Source organism: Enterobacter sp. 50588862, from assembly GCF_001462935.1.
GTDB lineage: Bacteria > Pseudomonadota > Gammaproteobacteria > Enterobacterales > Enterobacteriaceae > Enterobacter > Enterobacter bugandensis.
This window is the reverse complement of the sequence record NZ_LNHM01000025.1, coordinates 23,936-41,054: the sequence shown is the minus strand read 5'-3', so window position 1 is coordinate 41,054 and position 17,119 is coordinate 23,936. Positions and strand designations below refer to the sequence as shown.

The following is a 17,119-nucleotide window of genomic DNA, read 5'->3' as shown; positions in this document are numbered from 1 at the left end:
TTTGCTAAGAGTAATCCGATCAAATTTAATCCACATATGGTTTATTGTGTATGATGAACTCACCAACTAAGGGGGTTCATTATGCACATTAAACGGTGGTCACTATGGCGCATGTGCTGACAACGGAGTCAGTAAATCAGGGATTAAGCCTGACGGCACTGGCGTCCGTGTTCGTTGGTATACCGCCGGAGGTCGCGTTAGGTGCTCTGGCTGGTGCGGTAATTTTCGTTACCTCAGCAGTAGAGTACCCGATAAAGCGCCGGTTGCTCCTGGCGCTTCTCAGCTTCCTCTGTGGCGTTCTCTTCTACAAAGCGACAGCATCCATTCTTATCGGCGTTGCCAGCCTTATTCCCACGATTACACAGGACTCTTTCGAGAAGGGGATTGTGTTTTCTGCGGGGGCATTTGTCTCGGCTATCGTCGCTGTAAGAATCGGCATCTGGCTGTATCACCGTTCTGAAAATCCGCGCGACCTGATCCCGGGGAGAAAAGACGATGACCAGTCCTGATCTGCTTCTCATCCTGAACGCCGCTATCTGCGGCGGCATTGCAATCCGAGTCCTGCTTTTTCGCCGTGACGGGTCACGCCATCGCTGGTGGGGTGGATGGCTCGCCTACATCCTGATCGTCGTGGCTGCCAGCGTTCCTATCCGGACTTTCTACGGGTACTACGTCAGCGCAGACTGGTCAGAAGTCATCATCAAAGCCGTGTTCCTGGCTGCGCTCATCAAGACAAAAGGGAACGTGGTGCAAATTTTCAAGATAACGAGGTCCCAGCATGGACATTAAAAAATTCCAGCGCGCAGCTGGCATCAGTGAGGTGCTGGCCGCGCGCTGGTACCTGCATATCACCGCAGCCATGAAAGAGTTTGGCATCGAGCAACCGCTACACCAGGCGATGTTTATCGCGCAGGTGGGCCATGAGTCCGGCGGCTTCACCCGGCTGCAGGAGAACTTCAACTACAGCGTTACTGGGCTGGCAGGATTCGTCCGCGCCGGGCGACTAACCCAGGGCCAGGCTAACGCGCTGGGCCGTCGTGCTGGTGAGCCATCGTTACCGCTGGAGCGCCAGCGTGCGATCGCCAACCTGGTGTACAGCAAACGCATGGGGAATAACGGGCCGACAGACGGCTGGTTTTACCGCGGGCGCGGGCTTATACAGATCACCGGCCTGAACAACTATCGCGACTGCGGCAACGGCCTGAAGGTGGATCTGGTTAAGCAGCCTGAGCTGCTGGCGCAGGACGAGTACGCGGCCCGCAGCGCGGCGTGGTTCTTCGCTACCAAAGGTTGCATGAAGTACACCGGCGACCTGGTGCGCGTCACGCAGATCATCAATGGCGGGCAGAACGGTATCGACGACCGGCGCGCGCGGTATATCACAGCCAGCAAGGTGCTATCGGTATGATCTGGGCATTCGTTAAAGCGTACTGGAAGCAACTGTATATCGTCGCAATGGTTATAGTGTCGATTATTGCCTGCCGGGTAGCCTGGGTGAAGCATGGGGATATCCAGTACGACGCCGGATACGCGCAGGCGCAGTCAGACCAGAAACAGGCTGATGATGAGGCCAGGTCACAACGTGATCAGGAGAAAACACAAATTGAACGTGAAGCACAATCCCGTATCGATGTGGCGCGTGTTGATGCTGAGCATGCTAATACCGCTGCTGACGGCCTGCGCGCCGAGCTTGACAAAACCAAGCGACTCGCCGAACACTATACCGGATCTTTCCCCACTGGCACGCCAGCCAGCAAGGTCATCGGTGTGCTCGCCGACATGCTTGAAGAAAGCAACCGATCTTACATCTCAGCAGCAGAAGAGGCTGAGCGATATCGGTCTGCAGGACTCACATGCGAGAGGCAGTACGACTCCCTGAAAATGGGGCACTGATTTCTGGTGACGGTATATAAAGCGGTACGGTGAAAATCAGGTTTCGAAATGTTGTTATCAGTCAATTGGTTATGCGTGCCGTAAACAATTGAGTGGGAATGATTTCCCTCTGAATTAACACCCAAACCCTCTGCCTGCGCAGGGGGTTTTTTATTGCCTTATTTCCCTTCACCCAACCGATACGCCAGCGCCACCACCAGCGACTGCACCAGGCACAGCGTCGCCGACTGAGACCGGAACGCATCCACTTGCGCCTCTTTCACCACAAAGCAGAGATCGCTAAACGTCGCCAGGGGGCTTATCTGGCTGTCCGTAATCACGATCTGCCGCGCGCCGACGCTGGCGGCGGTTTCGCTGACCATCACCGTCTCTTCCGCGTACGGCGAGAAGCTGATCGACACTACGATGTCGCACGCCTTAATGCGGCTGATCTGCTCGCGCAGCATCCCGCCCATGCCGTCGAGCAGGATAGGGCGGCACTCCAGGTGGCTCAGGGCGTAGGTGAGGTAGGCCGCGACGCTAAACGAGCGGCGCAGTCCGGCGATGTAGATAGTGTCGGCGTCGGCCAGCAGCTGTACCGCGCGCTCCAGCATTTCCGGCTCGGCGCGGGCGGCCAGCTGCTGTAGCGCCTGCGCGTTCGAGCGGGCGAACTCCTGCAGAATATCGAGCGGCGTTTCCGGCACGGCCTCGCTCTCCATTTCGCGGAACAGCCGCGCGCGGTCGCTGTAGCTGGCAGTCTCCTCCACCAGGTTCATGCGAAACAGCTGTTTCATTTCGTTGAAGCCGGTGAAGTCAAAGGCGTTGGCAAAGCGGATCAGCGTCGAAGGCGGCACGTCGGCGCGCTCGGCAATGACGGCAACCGTATCAAAGGCGACGCTGTTGGTGTTATCCAGCACGTAGCGGGAGACCTGCTGCAGCCTCTTGCTCAGGCTATCGTAGCGATCGCGGATTTGCTGCTGCAGTTCGTTCAGGCTGGTTGCTGTCGTCATGTTATCCCCCAAATACAGTCTGATGATTCTAAACGCAAAACTGCGTCTTTTAAATGTCGGCCATCCATCTGGCAGCAAAAATGAAACAGAAGCTTCAGTCATTTCCTCGCCCGAAATCCCTTAATAGCGCACGCAGCGTCAGTGTTGCTGGCTGTTAACATAAAAATCCATCCTTGATCACAATAATCATCATTTATTTTATTTCAACTTAAAATGGAATATTTGTTTCATATATAGTGTCCTGTACACAGCGTTCAGGTAACAGTCACGTATCAACAGCGAGAGGTTAAGGATGGAGACGGTAGCGAATTTTATTCACGGCGAATGTGTCACTGGTTCAGGCCAGCGCGTTCAGGCGATCTTCAACCCGGCCACCGGCGAGCAGATCCGCCAGGTGGTGATGAGTACGGCGCAGGAAACGGAGCAGGCGATTGCCGCCGCGCAGCAGGCGTTTCCCGCGTGGGCGCGCCAGGCTCCGCTTAAGCGCGCGCGCGTGATGTTCCGCTTCAAGGCGCTGCTGGAAGAGAACATGACGCGCCTGGCCCGCATCATCAGCGAAGAGCACGGCAAGGTTTTCTCCGACGCGGTGGGCGAACTGACCCGCGGCCTGGAAGTGGTGGAATTTGCCTGCGGTATCCCGCATCTGCAAAAGGGTGAACACTCTGCGAACGTCGGTACCGGCGTCGACAGCCACTCGCTGATGCAGCCGCTCGGCGTCTGCGCCGGGATCACGCCGTTTAACTTCCCGGCGATGGTGCCGATGTGGATGTTCCCTATTGCGCTGGCGACCGGGAATACCTTCGTGCTGAAGCCGTCGGAAAAAGACCCTTCTCTCGCGCTCGCGCTGGCACAGCTGCTAAAAGAGGCAGGCCTGCCGGACGGCGTCTTCAACGTGGTGCAGGGGGATAAAGAGTCCGTTGACGTGCTCCTGACCGACCCGCGCGTGCAGGCGGTGAGCTTTGTCGGCTCCACGCCGATTGCCGAATACATTTACCAGACCGCCTCCGCCCACGGTAAGCGCTGTCAGGCGCTGGGCGGCGCGAAAAACCACTGCATTTTAATGCCGGATGCTGACATGGAGATGGCGACCAACGCCATCATGGGTGCGGCCTACGGCGCGGCGGGGGAACGCTGCATGGCGCTCTCGGTGGTGCTGGCGGTGGGGGATAAAACCGCCGATGACCTCTGCACCAGGCTGGAAAAACAGATTGAAGCGCTGCGCGTCGGGCCGGGGCTGGACCAAACACCGGAAAACGAAATGGGGCCGCTTATCTCCTCCGCGCACCGCAGCAAGGTGCTGGGCTATATCGACAGCGGGGAAGCGCAGGGGGCGAAACTGCGCGTGGACGGGCGCGGCTTCAGCGTGAAGGGCCACGAGCAGGGCTACTTCGTCGGGCCGACGCTGTTCGATAACGTCACACCGGAGATGACCATCTATAAAGAAGAGATTTTTGGCCCGGTGCTTTCTGTGGTGCGCGTAGCAGATTACGCCAGCGCGGTGGACCTCATTAACCGCCATGAATATGGTAATGGCTCGGCGATCTTCACCCGTGACGGCGGCTGCGCGCGCCGCTTCTGCGAAGAGGTGCAGGCGGGCATGGTGGGGGTCAACGTGCCGATCCCGGTGCCGATGGCATTCCACAGTTTCGGTGGCTGGAAGCGTTCCATCTTCGGCGCGCTCAACGTACACGGCAACGACGGCGTGCGTTTCTACACCCGAATGAAAACCATCACCGCGCGCTGGCCGGAAATGCAGCAGGAGACAGGCGCTGCGTTCTCCATGCCGACGCTGGGCTGACAGGAGGCATTATGCAAACCGAACGTATGACCATGGCCCAGGCGCTGGTCCGGTTCCTGAATCAACAGTACGTCAGCGTTGACGGCAACGAAACGCCCTTCGTGGAGGGCGTGGCGACGATCTTTGGGCACGGCAACGTGCTGGGTATTGGCCAGGCGCTGGAGCAGGATCCCGGTCATCTGAAAATCATGCAGGGGTGCAACGAGCAGGGCATCGCCCACATGGCGACGGGATTCGCCAAACAGCACCGCCGCCAGCGCATTTTTGCCGTCACCTCCTCAGTCGGGCCGGGCGCCGCCAATATGGTCACGGCAGCGGCCACCGCCACGGCGAACCGCATCCCGCTTTTACTGCTGCCGGGCGATATCTACGCCAGCCGCCAGCCGGACCCGGTGCTGCAGCAGATCGAGCAGTATCACGATCTCAGCATCAGCACCAACGACTGCTTCCGTCCGGTTTCCCGCTACTGGGACCGCATCAACCGCCCCGAGCAGCTCATGAGCGCCATGCTAAGCGCGATGCGAACGCTTACTGACCCCGCAGATACCGGAGCGGTGACCCTCTGTCTGCCGCAGGACGTGCAGGGGGAAGCGTGGGATTACCCGCTGAGCTTCTTCGCGCGTCGCGTGCACCACATCGAGCGTCGTCCGCCCGATCCGCAGCGTCTGGCGCAGGCGCGGGCGCTGATTGCCCGCAAACGCCGTCCGCTGGTGGTGTGCGGCGGTGGCGTACGCTACTCCGGCGCGCATGAGGCGTTTCGCGAATTTGTCGAGACGCTGCAGCTACCGTTTGCCGAAACGCAGGCCGGGAAGGGGGCGCTGGTAAGTGACCACCCACTTAACCTCGGCGGCGTAGGAGTGACGGGCGGAATGGCCGCCAACCAGCTCGCGCCACAGGCTGACTTAGTGATTGGCGTCGGCACGCGCCTGACCGACTTTACCACCGGCTCCAAGGCGCTCTTTTCCCACCCGGACGTCGAATTCCTGCTGCTGAACGTGGCCGAGTTTGACGCCCTGAAGCTGGACGCCACCGCGCTGATTGCCGATGCCCAAACCGGGCTCCAGGCCTTAACCCACGCGCTCGGCGATTACCGCAGCGGCTGGGGAGAGGCGATCGCCCAGGCGAAATCCGCGTGGCGCGATGAGTGCCGCCGCCTGTGGGATCGCCAGTGGCATCCGGACGACGCGCCCGAAGTGGCGGGGCATCTGGACGCGCAGCTGGCGGAATACGGCGAGACGCTCAACACCCGCCTGACCCAGACGCGGGTGCTGGGGCTGATCAATCAGCATGTGGAAGATAACGCCATCGTGGTGGGCGCGGCCGGTTCGCTGCCGGGAGATTTACAGCGCCTCTGGCAGGTCAAAACGCCGGACAGCTATCACCTGGAGTATGGCTATTCCTGCATGGGCTATGAGATTGCGGCAGCCATCGGCGCGAAGCTCGCCCGCCCCGAGCAGCCGGTTTACGCCATGGTGGGGGATGGCTCCTACATGATGCTGCACTCCGAGCTGCAAACCGCGGTGCAGGAGGGCATTAAGGTCACCGTTCTGCTGTTTGATAACGCCAGCTTCGGCTGCATCAACAACCTGCAGATGGGGCACGGCATGGGCAGCTTTGGCACGGAAAACCGCCATCGCAACCCGGAAACCGGGCGGCTTGACGGTCCGCTGGTGAAGGTCGACTTCGCGCAAAATGCGGAGAGCTACGGCTGTCGCGCGTGGCGGGTGCACGACGAGCAAACCCTGCTGGCGGCGCTTGAGGCGTCACGCGCGCATCCTGGCCCCACGCTGCTGGACATCAAGGTGCTGCCGAAGACTATGACCCACGACTACGCCTCCTGGTGGCGAACCGGTGATGCGCAGGTGGCGGAATCGTCTGCCGTGCGTGAGGCCGCTGAGCAAACCCAGGCGCAGGTGAAAAAAGCCCGTCAGTATTAAGATTTACCGCCATAACGAAATTTTCATTTCATTTCCCCTCACCCTAACCCTCTCCCCAAAGGGGAGAGGGGATGATTCGGTGCGGCCTTTTCTCCCTCGCCCCTTTGGGGTGAGTCGCACGTCCTCCCGTGTTGTGAGATTGATAACAAAATTTATCTCATTCATCTCAAAAGTGTTAACCCGCACTCAAAAACATAATTTTCACTATTTATAAAAATGAAATAAATGTTTTATTTATAGGGTCGTTAGTTCACAGCATTCACCAACACCGGGAGCCGTTATGTTTAACATTGCTTTACTGGGCGCTGGCCGAATTGGCCAGGTACATGCAGCTAACATCGCCAGCCACGGCGCGACTACGCTCTGGTCCGTGGTTGACCCGAATCAGGAATTTGCCACCCGTCTCGCCGCACAGTATCAGGCCCGCCAGCAGAGCGTGGATGAGGCGATGACCGACCCTAACGTTCACGCCGTGCTGATCGCCTCCGCCACCGACACCCACGCGGATCTGATTGAAATGGCCGCCCGCCACGGCAAGGCTATCTTCTGCGAAAAGCCGGTACACCTCGACCTCGCCCGCGTGCGCGACTGCCTGAAAGTGGTTAAAGAGTACGACGTGCCGCTGTTCATCGGCTTTAACCGCCGCTTTGACCCGCAGTTCCGCCGCGTGAAAACCGATGCCCAGGCCGGACGCATCGGCAAGCCGGAATCGTTGCTGATCATCTCCCGCGACCCGTCTCCGCCGCCCGCGGAGTACGTGCGCGTCTCCGGCGGCATGTTCCGCGATATGACCATTCACGACTTCGACATGGCCCGTTTCATCATGGGCGAAGAGCCGGTGTCGGTGTATGCCCAGGGCAGTAACCTGGTGGATCCGGCGATTGGCGAGGCGGGGGATATCGATACCGCGTTTATCGTTCTGAAATATGCCTCCGGCGCGATGGCGACCATCGTCAACAGCCGCCGCTCCTCTTACGGTTACGACCAGCGCCTGGAGCTGCACGGCTCCGAAGGGCTGCTGTGCGCCGGCAATATTCTGGAAAACCAGGTGCAGCACTACGGCAAAGAGGGCTGCACCAGCGCGCTGCCGGAACACTTCTTCCTGCAGCGCTACAAATCCGCTTACGCCGCGGAATGGGAACACTTTGTTGCGGTTCTGCGCGGCGAAGCGGTGCCTGACTGCAGCGGCGATGATGGTGAACGTGCGCTGTACCTCGCGGATAAAGCGCTGGAGTCGCTGCGTAGCCAGCGCGAGATCGTCCTCTAAACACAACAACCCTACACAGAGAGACATAATAATGAAAAAACTGATCTTAGCCGCCCTCATCGCCATGACGTCCGGGGCCGCCCTCGCCGAAAACGAGCAAATTGTGTTCAGTACGCCAAACCTGGCCATGCCGTTTGAAGTTCACATGCAGCGCACGGCGGTAAAAGCCGCAAAAGAGATGGGCGTGAAGCTTCAGGTGCTGGACGGGCAGGGCAGTTCACCGAAGCAGGTGGCTGACCTGGAAAACGCCATCACCCGCGGGGCGCAGGGCTTTATCGTCTCCCCGAACGACGTGAACGCGGTCTCCAGCGCGGTGGATGAAATTCAGGATGCGAAGCTGCCGGTGGTCACCCTTGACCGCTCCGTCGACAGCCAGAAGAAAGTGCCGCACTTTGGCGCCAACAACTACAAAGGCGGCCAGGCGATTGGCGACTTCGTCAAAACCAAATTCCCCGACGGGGCAGAGATCATCCTGCTCACCGGCCAGCCGGGTTCCTCTTCCAATATTGAACGCACCAAAGGGATCCGCGACAGCCTGAAGGCGGGCGGGGATAAGTACAAGATCGTCGCCGATCAGACCGGCAACTGGATGCGTTCTGAAGGGATGCGCATCGTCGAAAGCGTTCTGCCTTCGCTACCGAAACGCCCGCAGGTGATCCTCTCCGCCAACGACGATATGGCGCTGGGCGCGATTGAAGCCCTGCAGAGCCAGGGCGTGAAGCCGGGTGAAATCCTCGTGACCGGCTTTGATGCGGTACCGGAAGCGCTGGCCCGCGTGCGCGACGGCTGGCTGGCGGTAACGGCGGATCAGCGTCCGGGCTTTGCGGTGCAGACGGCGATGAGCCAGCTGGTGGCCAACGTGCGCGAGAAGAAGGCCATCACCGGGGCCGACTACCCGCCGACGCTGATCACCAAAGAGAACCTGCAGCAGGCTGAGCGTATCGGTGAGGCCGGTAACTGATATGTCCCGAGCCGCCTCTGGCGGCTCAACATGAGGAGGAGCAGACCGATGTCGCAACCCTTACTGAAAGTGACCGACCTGGCAAAAAGCTTTTCCGGCGTCTGGGCGCTAAGCAGCGCCCAGCTGACCGTCGGCGCGGGGGAGATCCACGCCCTGCTGGGGGAAAACGGGGCGGGAAAATCCACGCTGCTGAAGGCGCTTGCGGGCGCGCAGCCGCAAACCCGCGGGGATATCTGGTTCAACGGCGAAATGCTGCCGGTGGACGACTCTCCGGTGGAACGGCAGAACAAGGGCATTATCACCATCTATCAGGAATTCAACCTGCTGCCCAACATGACCGTCGCGGAAAACATGTTTCTCGGGCGCGAGCCGCGTAAACGTAATCTGATCGTCGACGAAAGGGCGGTAAATCAGGAGGCGCAGGTCATTCTCGATTACCTGCAGCTAAACGTTGCGCCGACCACGCCGGTCGCCCGTCTGAGCGTCGCCCAGCAGCAGATGGTGGAGATCGCCCGGGCGCTGACCCTCAACGCTCGCCTGATCATCATGGACGAACCTTCTGCCGCGCTGAGCGACAGCGAGGTGGAAAGCCTGCACCGCGTGGTGCGGGAGCTTAAAAACCGCGGCGTGAGCATTATTTACGTTACCCACCGCCTGCACGAAGTTTTCCAGCTCTGCGATCGCTTCACCGTATTTCAGGACGGCCGCTTCACCGGTACCGGCGCGGTGGCGGAGACCAACGTCGAACAGCTGATCCGCCTGATGGTCGGGCGCGACGTGGCTTTTAACCGTCGCCCCGCCAGCGAAACCCATCATCAAGACAAACCTGTCCGCCTGGCGGTGAAGGGGCTGAGCCGCGAAAAGCCGCCGCTGGATCCGCACGGCATCGCCCTGCACGACATCAGCTTCCACGTCCATGCCGGGGAGGTCTTAGGGATTGCCGGGCTGGTGGGCGCGGGACGCACCGAGGTGGCACGCTGCCTGTTTGGCGCAGACGCCTTTACTTCCGGGAGCTTTGAGCTGGACGGCGTGCCTTACCAGCCGCGCGACCCGCTGTATGCCCTCGACCAGGGCGTGGCGCTGGTGCCGGAAGACCGCAAAAAAGAGGGGGCGGTGCTGGGACTGTCGATTCGCGACAACCTGTCGCTCTCGTGCCTCTCCTCGCTGCTGCAGTGGCGCTGGTTTGTGAACACCCGTAAAGAGGACGATCTGATTGAGTCCTATCGCCAGGCCCTGCAGATCAAAATGGTCAACAGCGCGCAGGAGGTACGCAAGCTCTCCGGCGGTAACCAGCAGAAGGTGATCCTCGCGCGCTGCATGGCGCTCAACCCGCGGGTGCTGATCGTCGATGAGCCGACGCGCGGCATTGACGTGGGGACCAAATCGGAAGTGCACCAGGTGCTGTTTGACATGGCGAAAAAGGGCGTGGCGGTGATCGTGATCTCCTCCGATCTGCCTGAAGTGATGGCGGTTTCTGACCGGATCATCACCCTCAGCGAAGGCCGGGTGACCGGCGAGATCCACGGTGACGACGCTAACGAAGAACGGCTGATGACGATGATGGCCATCAACCACAACGCCCTGAACGCGGCATAACGGAGTTTCTCATGACGCAGATGATTTCTAAAACGCAGGCCCCGGTCAAACGCGCCGGACGCATCGATCCCATCGCCTTCTTCGAGCGCTTCGGGGTGTTGATTTTCATGATCCTGCTGCTGATCTTCTTCCAGTCGCAGAACAGTAACTTTTTCTCTGAACGCAATATTTTCAACATCCTGACCGAGGTGTCCATCTACGGGATCATGGCCGTGGGGATGACCTTCGTCATTCTGACCGCCGGGATCGACCTCTCCGTGGGCTCCATTCTGGCGGTGTGCGCCATGACCGCGGCATACGTCATTAAGGGCGATAACTTCACCACCGTCGACCCGAACGCCTGGGGTGGCATGAGCTGGCTGATCGGGCTGGGGATTTGTCTGGCGATGGGCACGGCGATTGGCTTCCTGCACGGCCTGGGCGTCACCCGCCTGCGTCTGCCGCCGTTTATCGTCACCCTCGGCGGGATGACCATCTGGCGCGGCCTGACGCTGGTGATCAACGACGGCGCGCCGATTGCCGGTTTCGACCCTGGCTACCGCTGGTGGGGACGCGGCGAGCTGCTTGGCATCTCCATTCCGATCTGGATCTTCGCCATCGTCGCCGTCGGCGGCTATCTGGCGCTGCATAAAACCCGCTGGGGCCGCTTCGTCTACGCAATCGGCGGCAACCCGGAGGCGGCGCGCCTGGCAGGGGTGAACGTCAAGCGCGTGCTCGTCAGCGTCTACGTGCTGATCGGCTGTCTGGCCGGGCTGGCGGGCTTCATCCTGAGCGCGCGTCTGGGGAGCGCCGAGGCGGTGGCCGGCATCTCCTTTGAGTTACGCGTCATCGCCTCGGTGGTGATCGGCGGTACCTCGCTGATGGGCGGCTACGGGCGCATCGGCGGCACCATTATCGGCTCCATCATCATGGGTATTCTGATTAACGGTCTGGTGCTGATGAACGTCTCGGCCTACTACCAGCAGATTATCACCGGGTTAATTATCGTTCTGGCGGTGGCATTCGATACCTATGCCAAGAGCCGTCGCGGCGCACTGTGAGGATCGTGATGAAAGAGGTTCGTATTGGATTGATTGGCACCGGGTATATCGGCAAGGCGCACGCTATCGCCTATGCCCAGGCCCCGACGGTGTTCAACCTGCGCGGCAGGCTGGTGCGCGAGATGGTGGCGGAAGTCACGCCGGAGCTGGCGGCAGAGCGCGCCCGGGCGTTTGGCTTTAACCGTTCAACGGGAGACTGGCGGGCGCTGGTGGCCGACCCGGCCATTGACGTGGTGGATATTTGCTCACCCAACCACCTGCATAAAGAGATGGCGCTGGAGGCGATCCGCCACGGCAAGCACGTCTACTCGGAGAAGCCTCTGGCGCTCAACGCCCACGATGCGCGCGAGATGGTCGACGCCGCGAAGCGGGCTGGGGTGAAAACGCTGGTGGGGTTCAACTACATGAAGAACCCGACGGCGCAGCTGGCGAAGGAGATTATCGCCAGCGGCGAGATAGGCGATGTGATCCACTTCTACGGCACCCACAACGAAGATTATATGGCCGACCCGCTGTCGCCCATCCACTGGCACTGCTTTAAAGAGACCGCCGGGCTGGGCGCGCTGGGCGACCTCGCGGCGCATATCGTCAATATGGCTCAGTACCTGGTGGGCGATATTGAGCAGGTCTGCGGCGATCTGAAGATCGTGGTCCCGGCGCGCCCGGCGAAGGCCGGATCGTCAGAGATGATTGCGGTGGAAAACGAGGATCAGGCCCACGCGATGGTGCGCTTCGCGGGCGGGGCGCAGGGTGTCATTGAAACCTCCCGCGTCGCCTGCGGCCGCAAGATGGGGCTCTCGTACGTGATCACCGGGACGAAGGGCGCCATCAGCTTCACCCAGGAGCGCATGGCGGAGCTAAAGCTCTATCTGCATGACGATCCGGTGAACCGTCAGGGGTTCCGCACGCTGCTCGTCGGCCCGGCGCACCCGGACTACGCCGCGTTCTGCATGGGCGCAGGCCACGGAATTGGCTTTAACGATCAAAAAACGGTGGAGGTGCGCGACCTGGTGGACGGGATTGCCGCCGACGCGCCGATGTGGCCGGACTTCGAAGAGGGCTGGAAGGTGTCGCGCGTGCTGGACGCGATTGCGCTCTCGCACCGGGAAGGCCGCTGGCTGAACGTGAACGACATTGTCTGATGAGGTATCAACGTGGAAAAGCAGTTTGATGTGATATGCATGGGCCGCGTGGCGGTAGACCTCTATAGTCAGCAGATTGGTGCCCGCCTGGAGGACGTGTCGAGCTTCGCCAAATACCTTGGCGGATCCTCCGGCAACGTGGCGTACGGCACCGCGCGCCAGGGCCTGCGCTCGTCGATGCTGGCGCGCGTCGGCGATGAACATATGGGCCGCTTCCTGCGCGAAGAGCTCAACCAGGTAGGCTGCGATACCAGCCATCTGATTACCGATAAAGAGCGCCTCACGGCGCTGGTGCTACTCGGCATTAAAGACCGGGACACCTTTCCTCTGATTTTTTATCGCGATAACTGCGCGGATATGGCGATTACCGCCAGCGATGTGGACGAAAGCTACATTGCCTCCGCACGTTGTCTTGCCATCACCGGGACCCACCTTTCTCATCCGCAGACCCGCGAGGCAGTGCTGACGGCGCTGGGCTATGCCCGCCGTCACGGCGTGCGCACGGTGCTGGACATCGACTACCGTCCGGTGCTGTGGGGGCTCACCTCCTTAGGCGACGGCGAAACGCGCTTTATCGCCGCCGACCAGGTCACCCGCGAGCTGCAGGAGGTACTGCACCTCTTCGACGTCATTGTCGGCACCGAAGAGGAGTTCCACATTGCGGGCGGCAGCACGGATACGCTGCAGGCGCTGGGGCAGGTGCGCGACGTGAGTCACGCAACGCTGGTCTGCAAGCGCGGCGCGCTGGGCTGCTCGGTCTATACCGACGCCATTCCGTCCCGGCTGGACGACGGCCTGACGGTGATCGGCGTGCGCGTGGAGGTGCTGAACGTTCTCGGGGCGGGGGACGCGTTTATGTCCGGCCTGCTGCGCGGCTACCTGAACGACGAGGGCTGGGAGCAGGCGTGCCGCTACGCCAATGCCTGCGGCGCGCTGGTGGTCTCGCGCCACGGCTGCGCCCCGGCGATGCCGAGCAAAATCGAGCTGGATGACTATCTCTCCCGCGCTGCGGTTGTGCCGCGCCCGGATCTTGACCCGCGTCTGAACCATCTCCACCGGGTGACCACCCGCCGCCGCGAGTGGCCGGAGCTGTGCGTGATGGCTTTCGACCACCGCAGCCAGCTTGAGGATATGGCGATGCAGTGCGGCGCGTCGCTTAAGCGCATTCCGGCGCTGAAGCAGCTGATCCTGCAGGCCAGCCGCGAGGCGGCGAGCCGCGCCGGGCTGGAGGGCAAAGCCGGTCTGCTGTGCGACGGCACCTTTGGTCAGGACGCGCTGAACGCGATCACCGGGGAAGGGTGGTGGATTGGGCGGCCCATTGAGCTGCCGGGCTCCCGTCCGCTGGAGATGGAGCACGGCAATATCGGCACCCAGCTTATCAGCTGGCCGCAGGAGCACGTGGTGAAGTGCCTGGTCTTTTTCCACCCGGAAGATGCCCACGGCCTGCGCCTGGAGCAGGAGCAGAAAATCGCTGAGGTGTACCACGCCTGCTGCCGGTCCGGGCACGAGCTGCTGCTGGAGGTGATCCTGCCCGCCAGCATGCCGCGCAGCGACGAGCTCTACCTGCGCGCCATTTCCCGCTTCTACAACCTGGGCATTTACCCGGACTGGTGGAAGCTGCCGCCGCTTTCCGCCGACGGCTGGACGGCGCTCGGCGAGATTATCGAACGCCGGGACCCGCACTGCCGCGGGGTGGTGATCCTCGGTCTGGACGCTCCGGCGGAACAGCTGCGCGCTGGCTTCAAGGCCGCAGCGGGGCAGCCGCTGGTTAAAGGCTTCGCCGTGGGGCGCACGCTGTTTGGCGACGCCTCCCGCGCGTGGCTGAAGCACGATATTGACGATGCGCAGCTGGTGGCGCGCATCCGGGACAACTACCTGCAGCTTATCGCCTGGTGGCGCGAGCGCGGACACGCATAATGGAGATAACAATGAGTGTGCAATTAGGCATTAACCCGCTGACGTGGACGAACGACGATCTGCCTTCCCTCGGCGCGGAAACCTCGCTGGAGACCTGCCTGAGCGAAGGGAAAGAGGCCGGTTTTGCTGGCTTTGAGCTGGGCAACAAATTTCCGCGCGAAGCGCGCCTGCTTGGCCCGATTTTGCAGCGCCACGACCTGCAGCTGGTCTCCGGCTGGTACTCCGGCCGCCTGCTGGAGCGCAGCGTGGAGGCGGAGATCGCCGCCGTGCAGCCGCACCTGACGCTGCTGCGCGAGCTGGGGGCGAAGGTGCTGGTCTTTGCGGAAGTGAGCGGCTGCATTCACGGCGAGCAGCAGACCCCGGTGCATCTGCGTCCGCGCTTCCCTCAGGCGCGCTGGAAGGAGTACGGCGAGAAGCTCACCGAATTTGCCCGCTATACGCAGCAGCAGGGAGTCCAGATTGCTTACCATCATCATATGGGCACGGTGATTGAGTCCGCCGACGACGTGGACAACCTGATGACCCACACCGGAGAGGCGGTGGGACTGCTGCTGGACACCGGTCACCTGACCTTTGCCGGGGCCGATCCGCTGGCGGTGGCGCAGCGCTGGGCGTCGCGCATCAACCACGTTCACTGCAAAGACGTGCGCGCAGACGTGCTGGCGGACGTGAAAAACCGCAAAACCAGCTTCCTCGATGCGGTGCTGAGCGGCGTGTTTACCGTGCCGGGCGACGGCTGCGTCGATTACCCGCCGATCATGAGTCTGCTGAAGGCGCAGGACTATCGCGGCTGGCTGGTGGTGGAGGCCGAGCAGGACCCGGCGATTGCCCATCCGCTGACCTACGCTCGTCTGGGGTATAACAACCTGAGCCGCCTGGCGCGCGACGCCGGGCTTATTTGAGGAGGTGACATGTCACGTCTGTTATCACGCTGGCAGCAGCCGAACGCGGAGGGGCGCACTCAGTCCGTCACCCCGGAACGCGCAGGGTGGGGGTACGTCGGGTTTGAGGCGTATGAGCTGCAGGAGGGGCAGACGCTGACGCTGCCCGCCGTCTGGGAAGAACGCTGCCTGGTGCTGGTCGCCGGGCGCGCCTCTATCACCACGCCTTCCGCGCAGTTTAACGATATCGGCGAGCGGATGAGCCCCTTCGAGCGCATCAAACCGTGGGCAGTGTACGTTACCCCGCAGGAGACGGTGCAGGTGAAGGCGCTGACGGCGCTGGAGCTGGCGGTCTGCGCCGCGCCGGGCAAGAGCTCGTACCCGACGCGGCTGATTGCCCCGCAGGATATCGACGCTGAAGCGCGCGGCAAGGGGCACAACCAGCGCTACGTGCACAACATCCTGTCGGAAGACAAGCCCGCCGACAGCCTGCTGGTGGTGGAGGTCTGGACTAACGAGGGCTGTACCAGCTCGTACCCGAGCCACAAGCATGACACGGATAACCCGCCGCAGGAGACCTGGCTGGAGGAGACCTACTATCATCGCCTCAACCCGGAGCAGGGGTTCTGCATGCAGCGCGTCTACACCGACGACAGAACGCTGGATGAGTGTATGGCGGTCTACAACCGTGACGTGGTGATGGTGCCGAAGGGGTATCACCCGGTGGCGACGATGGCCGGGTATGACAGCTACTACCTCAACGTGATGGCCGGTCCGGTGCGCAAATGGATGTTCACCTGGGAAGAGGACCATGCGTGGATTAATCGCGATTATCCCGCAGAGAGGGGGGGCTGAGACGGCCTTTCTTGTCGGGTGGCGCTGCGCTTACCCGGCCTACGAAATCGTAGGTTCGTGCAAGCGTAGCGCCGCCGGGCGAATTGTCCTCAGTGCGTCCGCCTCGCCTGCTCAATCGTCCGGGCGATGGCCTCCGGCTGACTCACCATCGACACGTGGCTCGCGGCCACCTCGGTGGTTTTCGCATGTATTGCCTTCGCCATCGCACGTTCCAGGTCGGGGTTGATCATCCGGTCATGCTTGCTGACCACAAACCAGCTCGGTTTATCATGCCACGCCGCGTGAGTCACCTTTTCACCAAACGCATCGGCTTTAATCGGCCCCTGCGTGGCCGCGATAGCGTTTTGTTCACCCGACTTCACGTCAGGCGCGAAGTCCTTCCTGACGGCTTCCGTCGGCAGGTATAAATAGCCGTCCGCCGTTTTAGCGATGCCCGCGCTACCCGGCGGCGGAGGGAAGCTACCTGCCAGATCCCCCGTCGACTGGCCGGAATCCGGCGCGAACGCCGCCACATAGACCAGCGATTTTACCCGTGCATCGTTGCCCGCCTCGCTAATGACGGTTCCGCCCCAGGAGTGGCCTACCAGCACCACGTCGCCGTGCGCCCGGGCGATGGCCCGTTTTGTGGCGGCAACATCATCATTAAGCGAGGTAAGCGGGAGCTGGACGGCAATGACCTCTGCGTGTTGTTTCTGCAGAAGGGTTATCACCTTATTCCAGCTGCTGCCGTCGGCAAACGCGCCGTGCACCAGCACGACGCTGGTTTTATTTTCCGCGAAGGCGCTGGCAGAAAGCGCCAGCAGGCCCGCCGTCAGTACAGACAGTGCTTTCATGTTCAGACTC

General features: G+C 61.4%; 16 protein-coding genes. 14 read left to right on the top strand and 2 right to left on the bottom strand.

From position 1 onward, the window contains the following. Window positions 1-104 precede the first annotated feature (104 nt). From APT89_RS11775 to APT89_RS11760, 4 genes are read left to right on the top strand one after another with little or no spacing between them, the layout of a single operon-like run. Window positions 105-509, top strand: coding sequence for a putative holin (locus APT89_RS11775; protein WP_047344980.1), 405 nt, complete (start codon window positions 105-107; stop codon window positions 507-509). Then, complete coding sequence (locus APT89_RS11770) at window positions 496-789, top strand: phage holin family protein (RefSeq protein ID WP_060572436.1); 294 nt, start codon at window positions 496-498, stop codon at window positions 787-789. The genes APT89_RS11775 and APT89_RS11770 overlap by 14 nt, the downstream gene beginning before the upstream one ends. Then, window positions 779-1,408, top strand: a complete 630-nt coding sequence (locus APT89_RS11765) for a glycoside hydrolase family 19 protein (RefSeq protein ID WP_060572434.1) — start codon at window positions 779-781, stop codon at window positions 1,406-1,408. Before APT89_RS11770 ends, APT89_RS11765 begins: the two co-directional genes overlap by 11 nt. Beyond that, window positions 1,405-1,893: a DUF2514 family protein gene (locus APT89_RS11760; RefSeq protein ID WP_060572432.1), complete on the top strand. Its 489-nt coding sequence runs from the start codon at window positions 1,405-1,407 to the stop codon at window positions 1,891-1,893. Before APT89_RS11765 ends, APT89_RS11760 begins: the two co-directional genes overlap by 4 nt. Before the next feature lie 158 nt (window positions 1,894-2,051). Here APT89_RS11760 and APT89_RS11755 read toward each other — a convergent pair whose 3' ends face one another. Then, window positions 2,052-2,882 (bottom strand): MurR/RpiR family transcriptional regulator, encoded by an 831-nt coding sequence (locus APT89_RS11755; RefSeq protein ID WP_060572430.1) that lies wholly within the window; start codon window positions 2,880-2,882, stop codon window positions 2,052-2,054. 292 nt (window positions 2,883-3,174) lie between these two features. On the opposite strand from APT89_RS11755, the gene APT89_RS11750 reads away from it, so the two are divergent. From APT89_RS11750 to iolB, 10 genes are all read left to right on the top strand, one after another. Then, entirely contained in the window at window positions 3,175-4,680 is a 1,506-nt protein-coding gene (locus tag APT89_RS11750; RefSeq protein WP_045630997.1) for a CoA-acylating methylmalonate-semialdehyde dehydrogenase, read from the top strand. 11 nt (window positions 4,681-4,691) lie between these two features. Then, window positions 4,692-6,617: a 3D-(3,5/4)-trihydroxycyclohexane-1,2-dione acylhydrolase (decyclizing) gene (gene iolD, locus APT89_RS11745; protein ID WP_060572428.1), complete on the top strand. Its 1,926-nt coding sequence runs from the start codon at window positions 4,692-4,694 to the stop codon at window positions 6,615-6,617. Between the two features lie 280 nt (window positions 6,618-6,897). Beyond that, a complete protein-coding gene (gene iolG / locus APT89_RS11740) occupies window positions 6,898-7,884 on the top strand; it encodes an inositol 2-dehydrogenase (protein WP_041908740.1) in 987 nt (328 codons plus the stop codon). A 31-nt stretch (window positions 7,885-7,915) separates the two neighbouring features. Then, entirely contained in the window at window positions 7,916-8,845 is a 930-nt protein-coding gene (locus APT89_RS11735) for a sugar ABC transporter substrate-binding protein (protein WP_041908742.1), read from the top strand. A 48-nt stretch (window positions 8,846-8,893) separates the two neighbouring features. Continuing rightward, a complete protein-coding gene (locus tag APT89_RS11730; protein ID WP_028014046.1) occupies window positions 8,894-10,441 on the top strand; it encodes a sugar ABC transporter ATP-binding protein in 1,548 nt (515 codons plus the stop codon). A gap of 11 nt (window positions 10,442-10,452) precedes the next feature. Next, the gene (locus APT89_RS11725; protein WP_028014045.1) at window positions 10,453-11,481 is read left to right on the top strand and encodes an ABC transporter permease; all 1,029 of its coding nucleotides are present in this window, start codon (window positions 10,453-10,455) and stop codon (window positions 11,479-11,481) included. 8 nt (window positions 11,482-11,489) lie between these two features. Continuing rightward, window positions 11,490-12,623, top strand: coding sequence for a Gfo/Idh/MocA family protein (locus APT89_RS11720; RefSeq protein ID WP_045631001.1), 1,134 nt, complete (start codon window positions 11,490-11,492; stop codon window positions 12,621-12,623). A gap of 12 nt (window positions 12,624-12,635) precedes the next feature. Further along, the gene (locus tag APT89_RS11715; protein ID WP_060572426.1) at window positions 12,636-14,540 is read left to right on the top strand and encodes a bifunctional 5-dehydro-2-deoxygluconokinase/5-dehydro-2-deoxyphosphogluconate aldolase; all 1,905 of its coding nucleotides are present in this window, start codon (window positions 12,636-12,638) and stop codon (window positions 14,538-14,540) included. A gap of 11 nt (window positions 14,541-14,551) precedes the next feature. Then, window positions 14,552-15,442, top strand: a complete 891-nt coding sequence (gene iolE, locus APT89_RS11710) for a myo-inosose-2 dehydratase (protein ID WP_028014042.1) — start codon at window positions 14,552-14,554, stop codon at window positions 15,440-15,442. Window positions 15,443-15,451: 9 nt separating this feature from the next. After that, window positions 15,452-16,276, top strand: coding sequence for a 5-deoxy-glucuronate isomerase (gene iolB, locus APT89_RS11705; RefSeq protein WP_060572424.1), 825 nt, complete (start codon window positions 15,452-15,454; stop codon window positions 16,274-16,276). 89 nt (window positions 16,277-16,365) lie between these two features. Here iolB and APT89_RS11700 read toward each other — a convergent pair whose 3' ends face one another. Next, window positions 16,366-17,109 (bottom strand): alpha/beta fold hydrolase, encoded by a 744-nt coding sequence (locus APT89_RS11700; RefSeq protein ID WP_060572423.1) that lies wholly within the window; start codon window positions 17,107-17,109, stop codon window positions 16,366-16,368. Window positions 17,110-17,119: the final 10 nt, after the last annotated feature.

Excerpts from the sequence above, each read along its gene's own strand:
- APT89_RS11775 (WP_047344980.1), top strand. The coding sequence starts at position 105 with ATGGCGCATGTGCTGACAACGGAGTCAGTAAATCAGGGATTAAGCCTG.
- APT89_RS11770 (WP_060572436.1), top strand. The coding sequence starts at position 496 with ATGACCAGTCCTGATCTGCTTCTCATCCTGAACGCCGCTATCTGCGGC.
- APT89_RS11765 (WP_060572434.1), top strand. The coding sequence starts at position 779 with ATGGACATTAAAAAATTCCAGCGCGCAGCTGGCATCAGTGAGGTGCTG.
- APT89_RS11760 (WP_060572432.1), top strand. The coding sequence starts at position 1,405 with ATGATCTGGGCATTCGTTAAAGCGTACTGGAAGCAACTGTATATCGTC.
- APT89_RS11755 (WP_060572430.1), bottom strand. The coding sequence starts at position 2,882 with ATGACGACAGCAACCAGCCTGAACGAACTGCAGCAGCAAATCCGCGAT.
- APT89_RS11750 (WP_045630997.1), top strand. The coding sequence starts at position 3,175 with ATGGAGACGGTAGCGAATTTTATTCACGGCGAATGTGTCACTGGTTCA.
- iolD (WP_060572428.1), top strand. The coding sequence starts at position 4,692 with ATGCAAACCGAACGTATGACCATGGCCCAGGCGCTGGTCCGGTTCCTG.
- iolG (WP_041908740.1), top strand. The coding sequence starts at position 6,898 with ATGTTTAACATTGCTTTACTGGGCGCTGGCCGAATTGGCCAGGTACAT.
- APT89_RS11735 (WP_041908742.1), top strand. The coding sequence starts at position 7,916 with ATGAAAAAACTGATCTTAGCCGCCCTCATCGCCATGACGTCCGGGGCC.
- APT89_RS11730 (WP_028014046.1), top strand. The coding sequence starts at position 8,894 with ATGTCGCAACCCTTACTGAAAGTGACCGACCTGGCAAAAAGCTTTTCC.
- APT89_RS11725 (WP_028014045.1), top strand. The coding sequence starts at position 10,453 with ATGACGCAGATGATTTCTAAAACGCAGGCCCCGGTCAAACGCGCCGGA.
- APT89_RS11720 (WP_045631001.1), top strand. The coding sequence starts at position 11,490 with ATGAAAGAGGTTCGTATTGGATTGATTGGCACCGGGTATATCGGCAAG.
- iolE (WP_028014042.1), top strand. The coding sequence starts at position 14,552 with ATGAGTGTGCAATTAGGCATTAACCCGCTGACGTGGACGAACGACGAT.
- iolB (WP_060572424.1), top strand. The coding sequence starts at position 15,452 with ATGTCACGTCTGTTATCACGCTGGCAGCAGCCGAACGCGGAGGGGCGC.
- APT89_RS11700 (WP_060572423.1), bottom strand. The coding sequence starts at position 17,109 with ATGAAAGCACTGTCTGTACTGACGGCGGGCCTGCTGGCGCTTTCTGCC.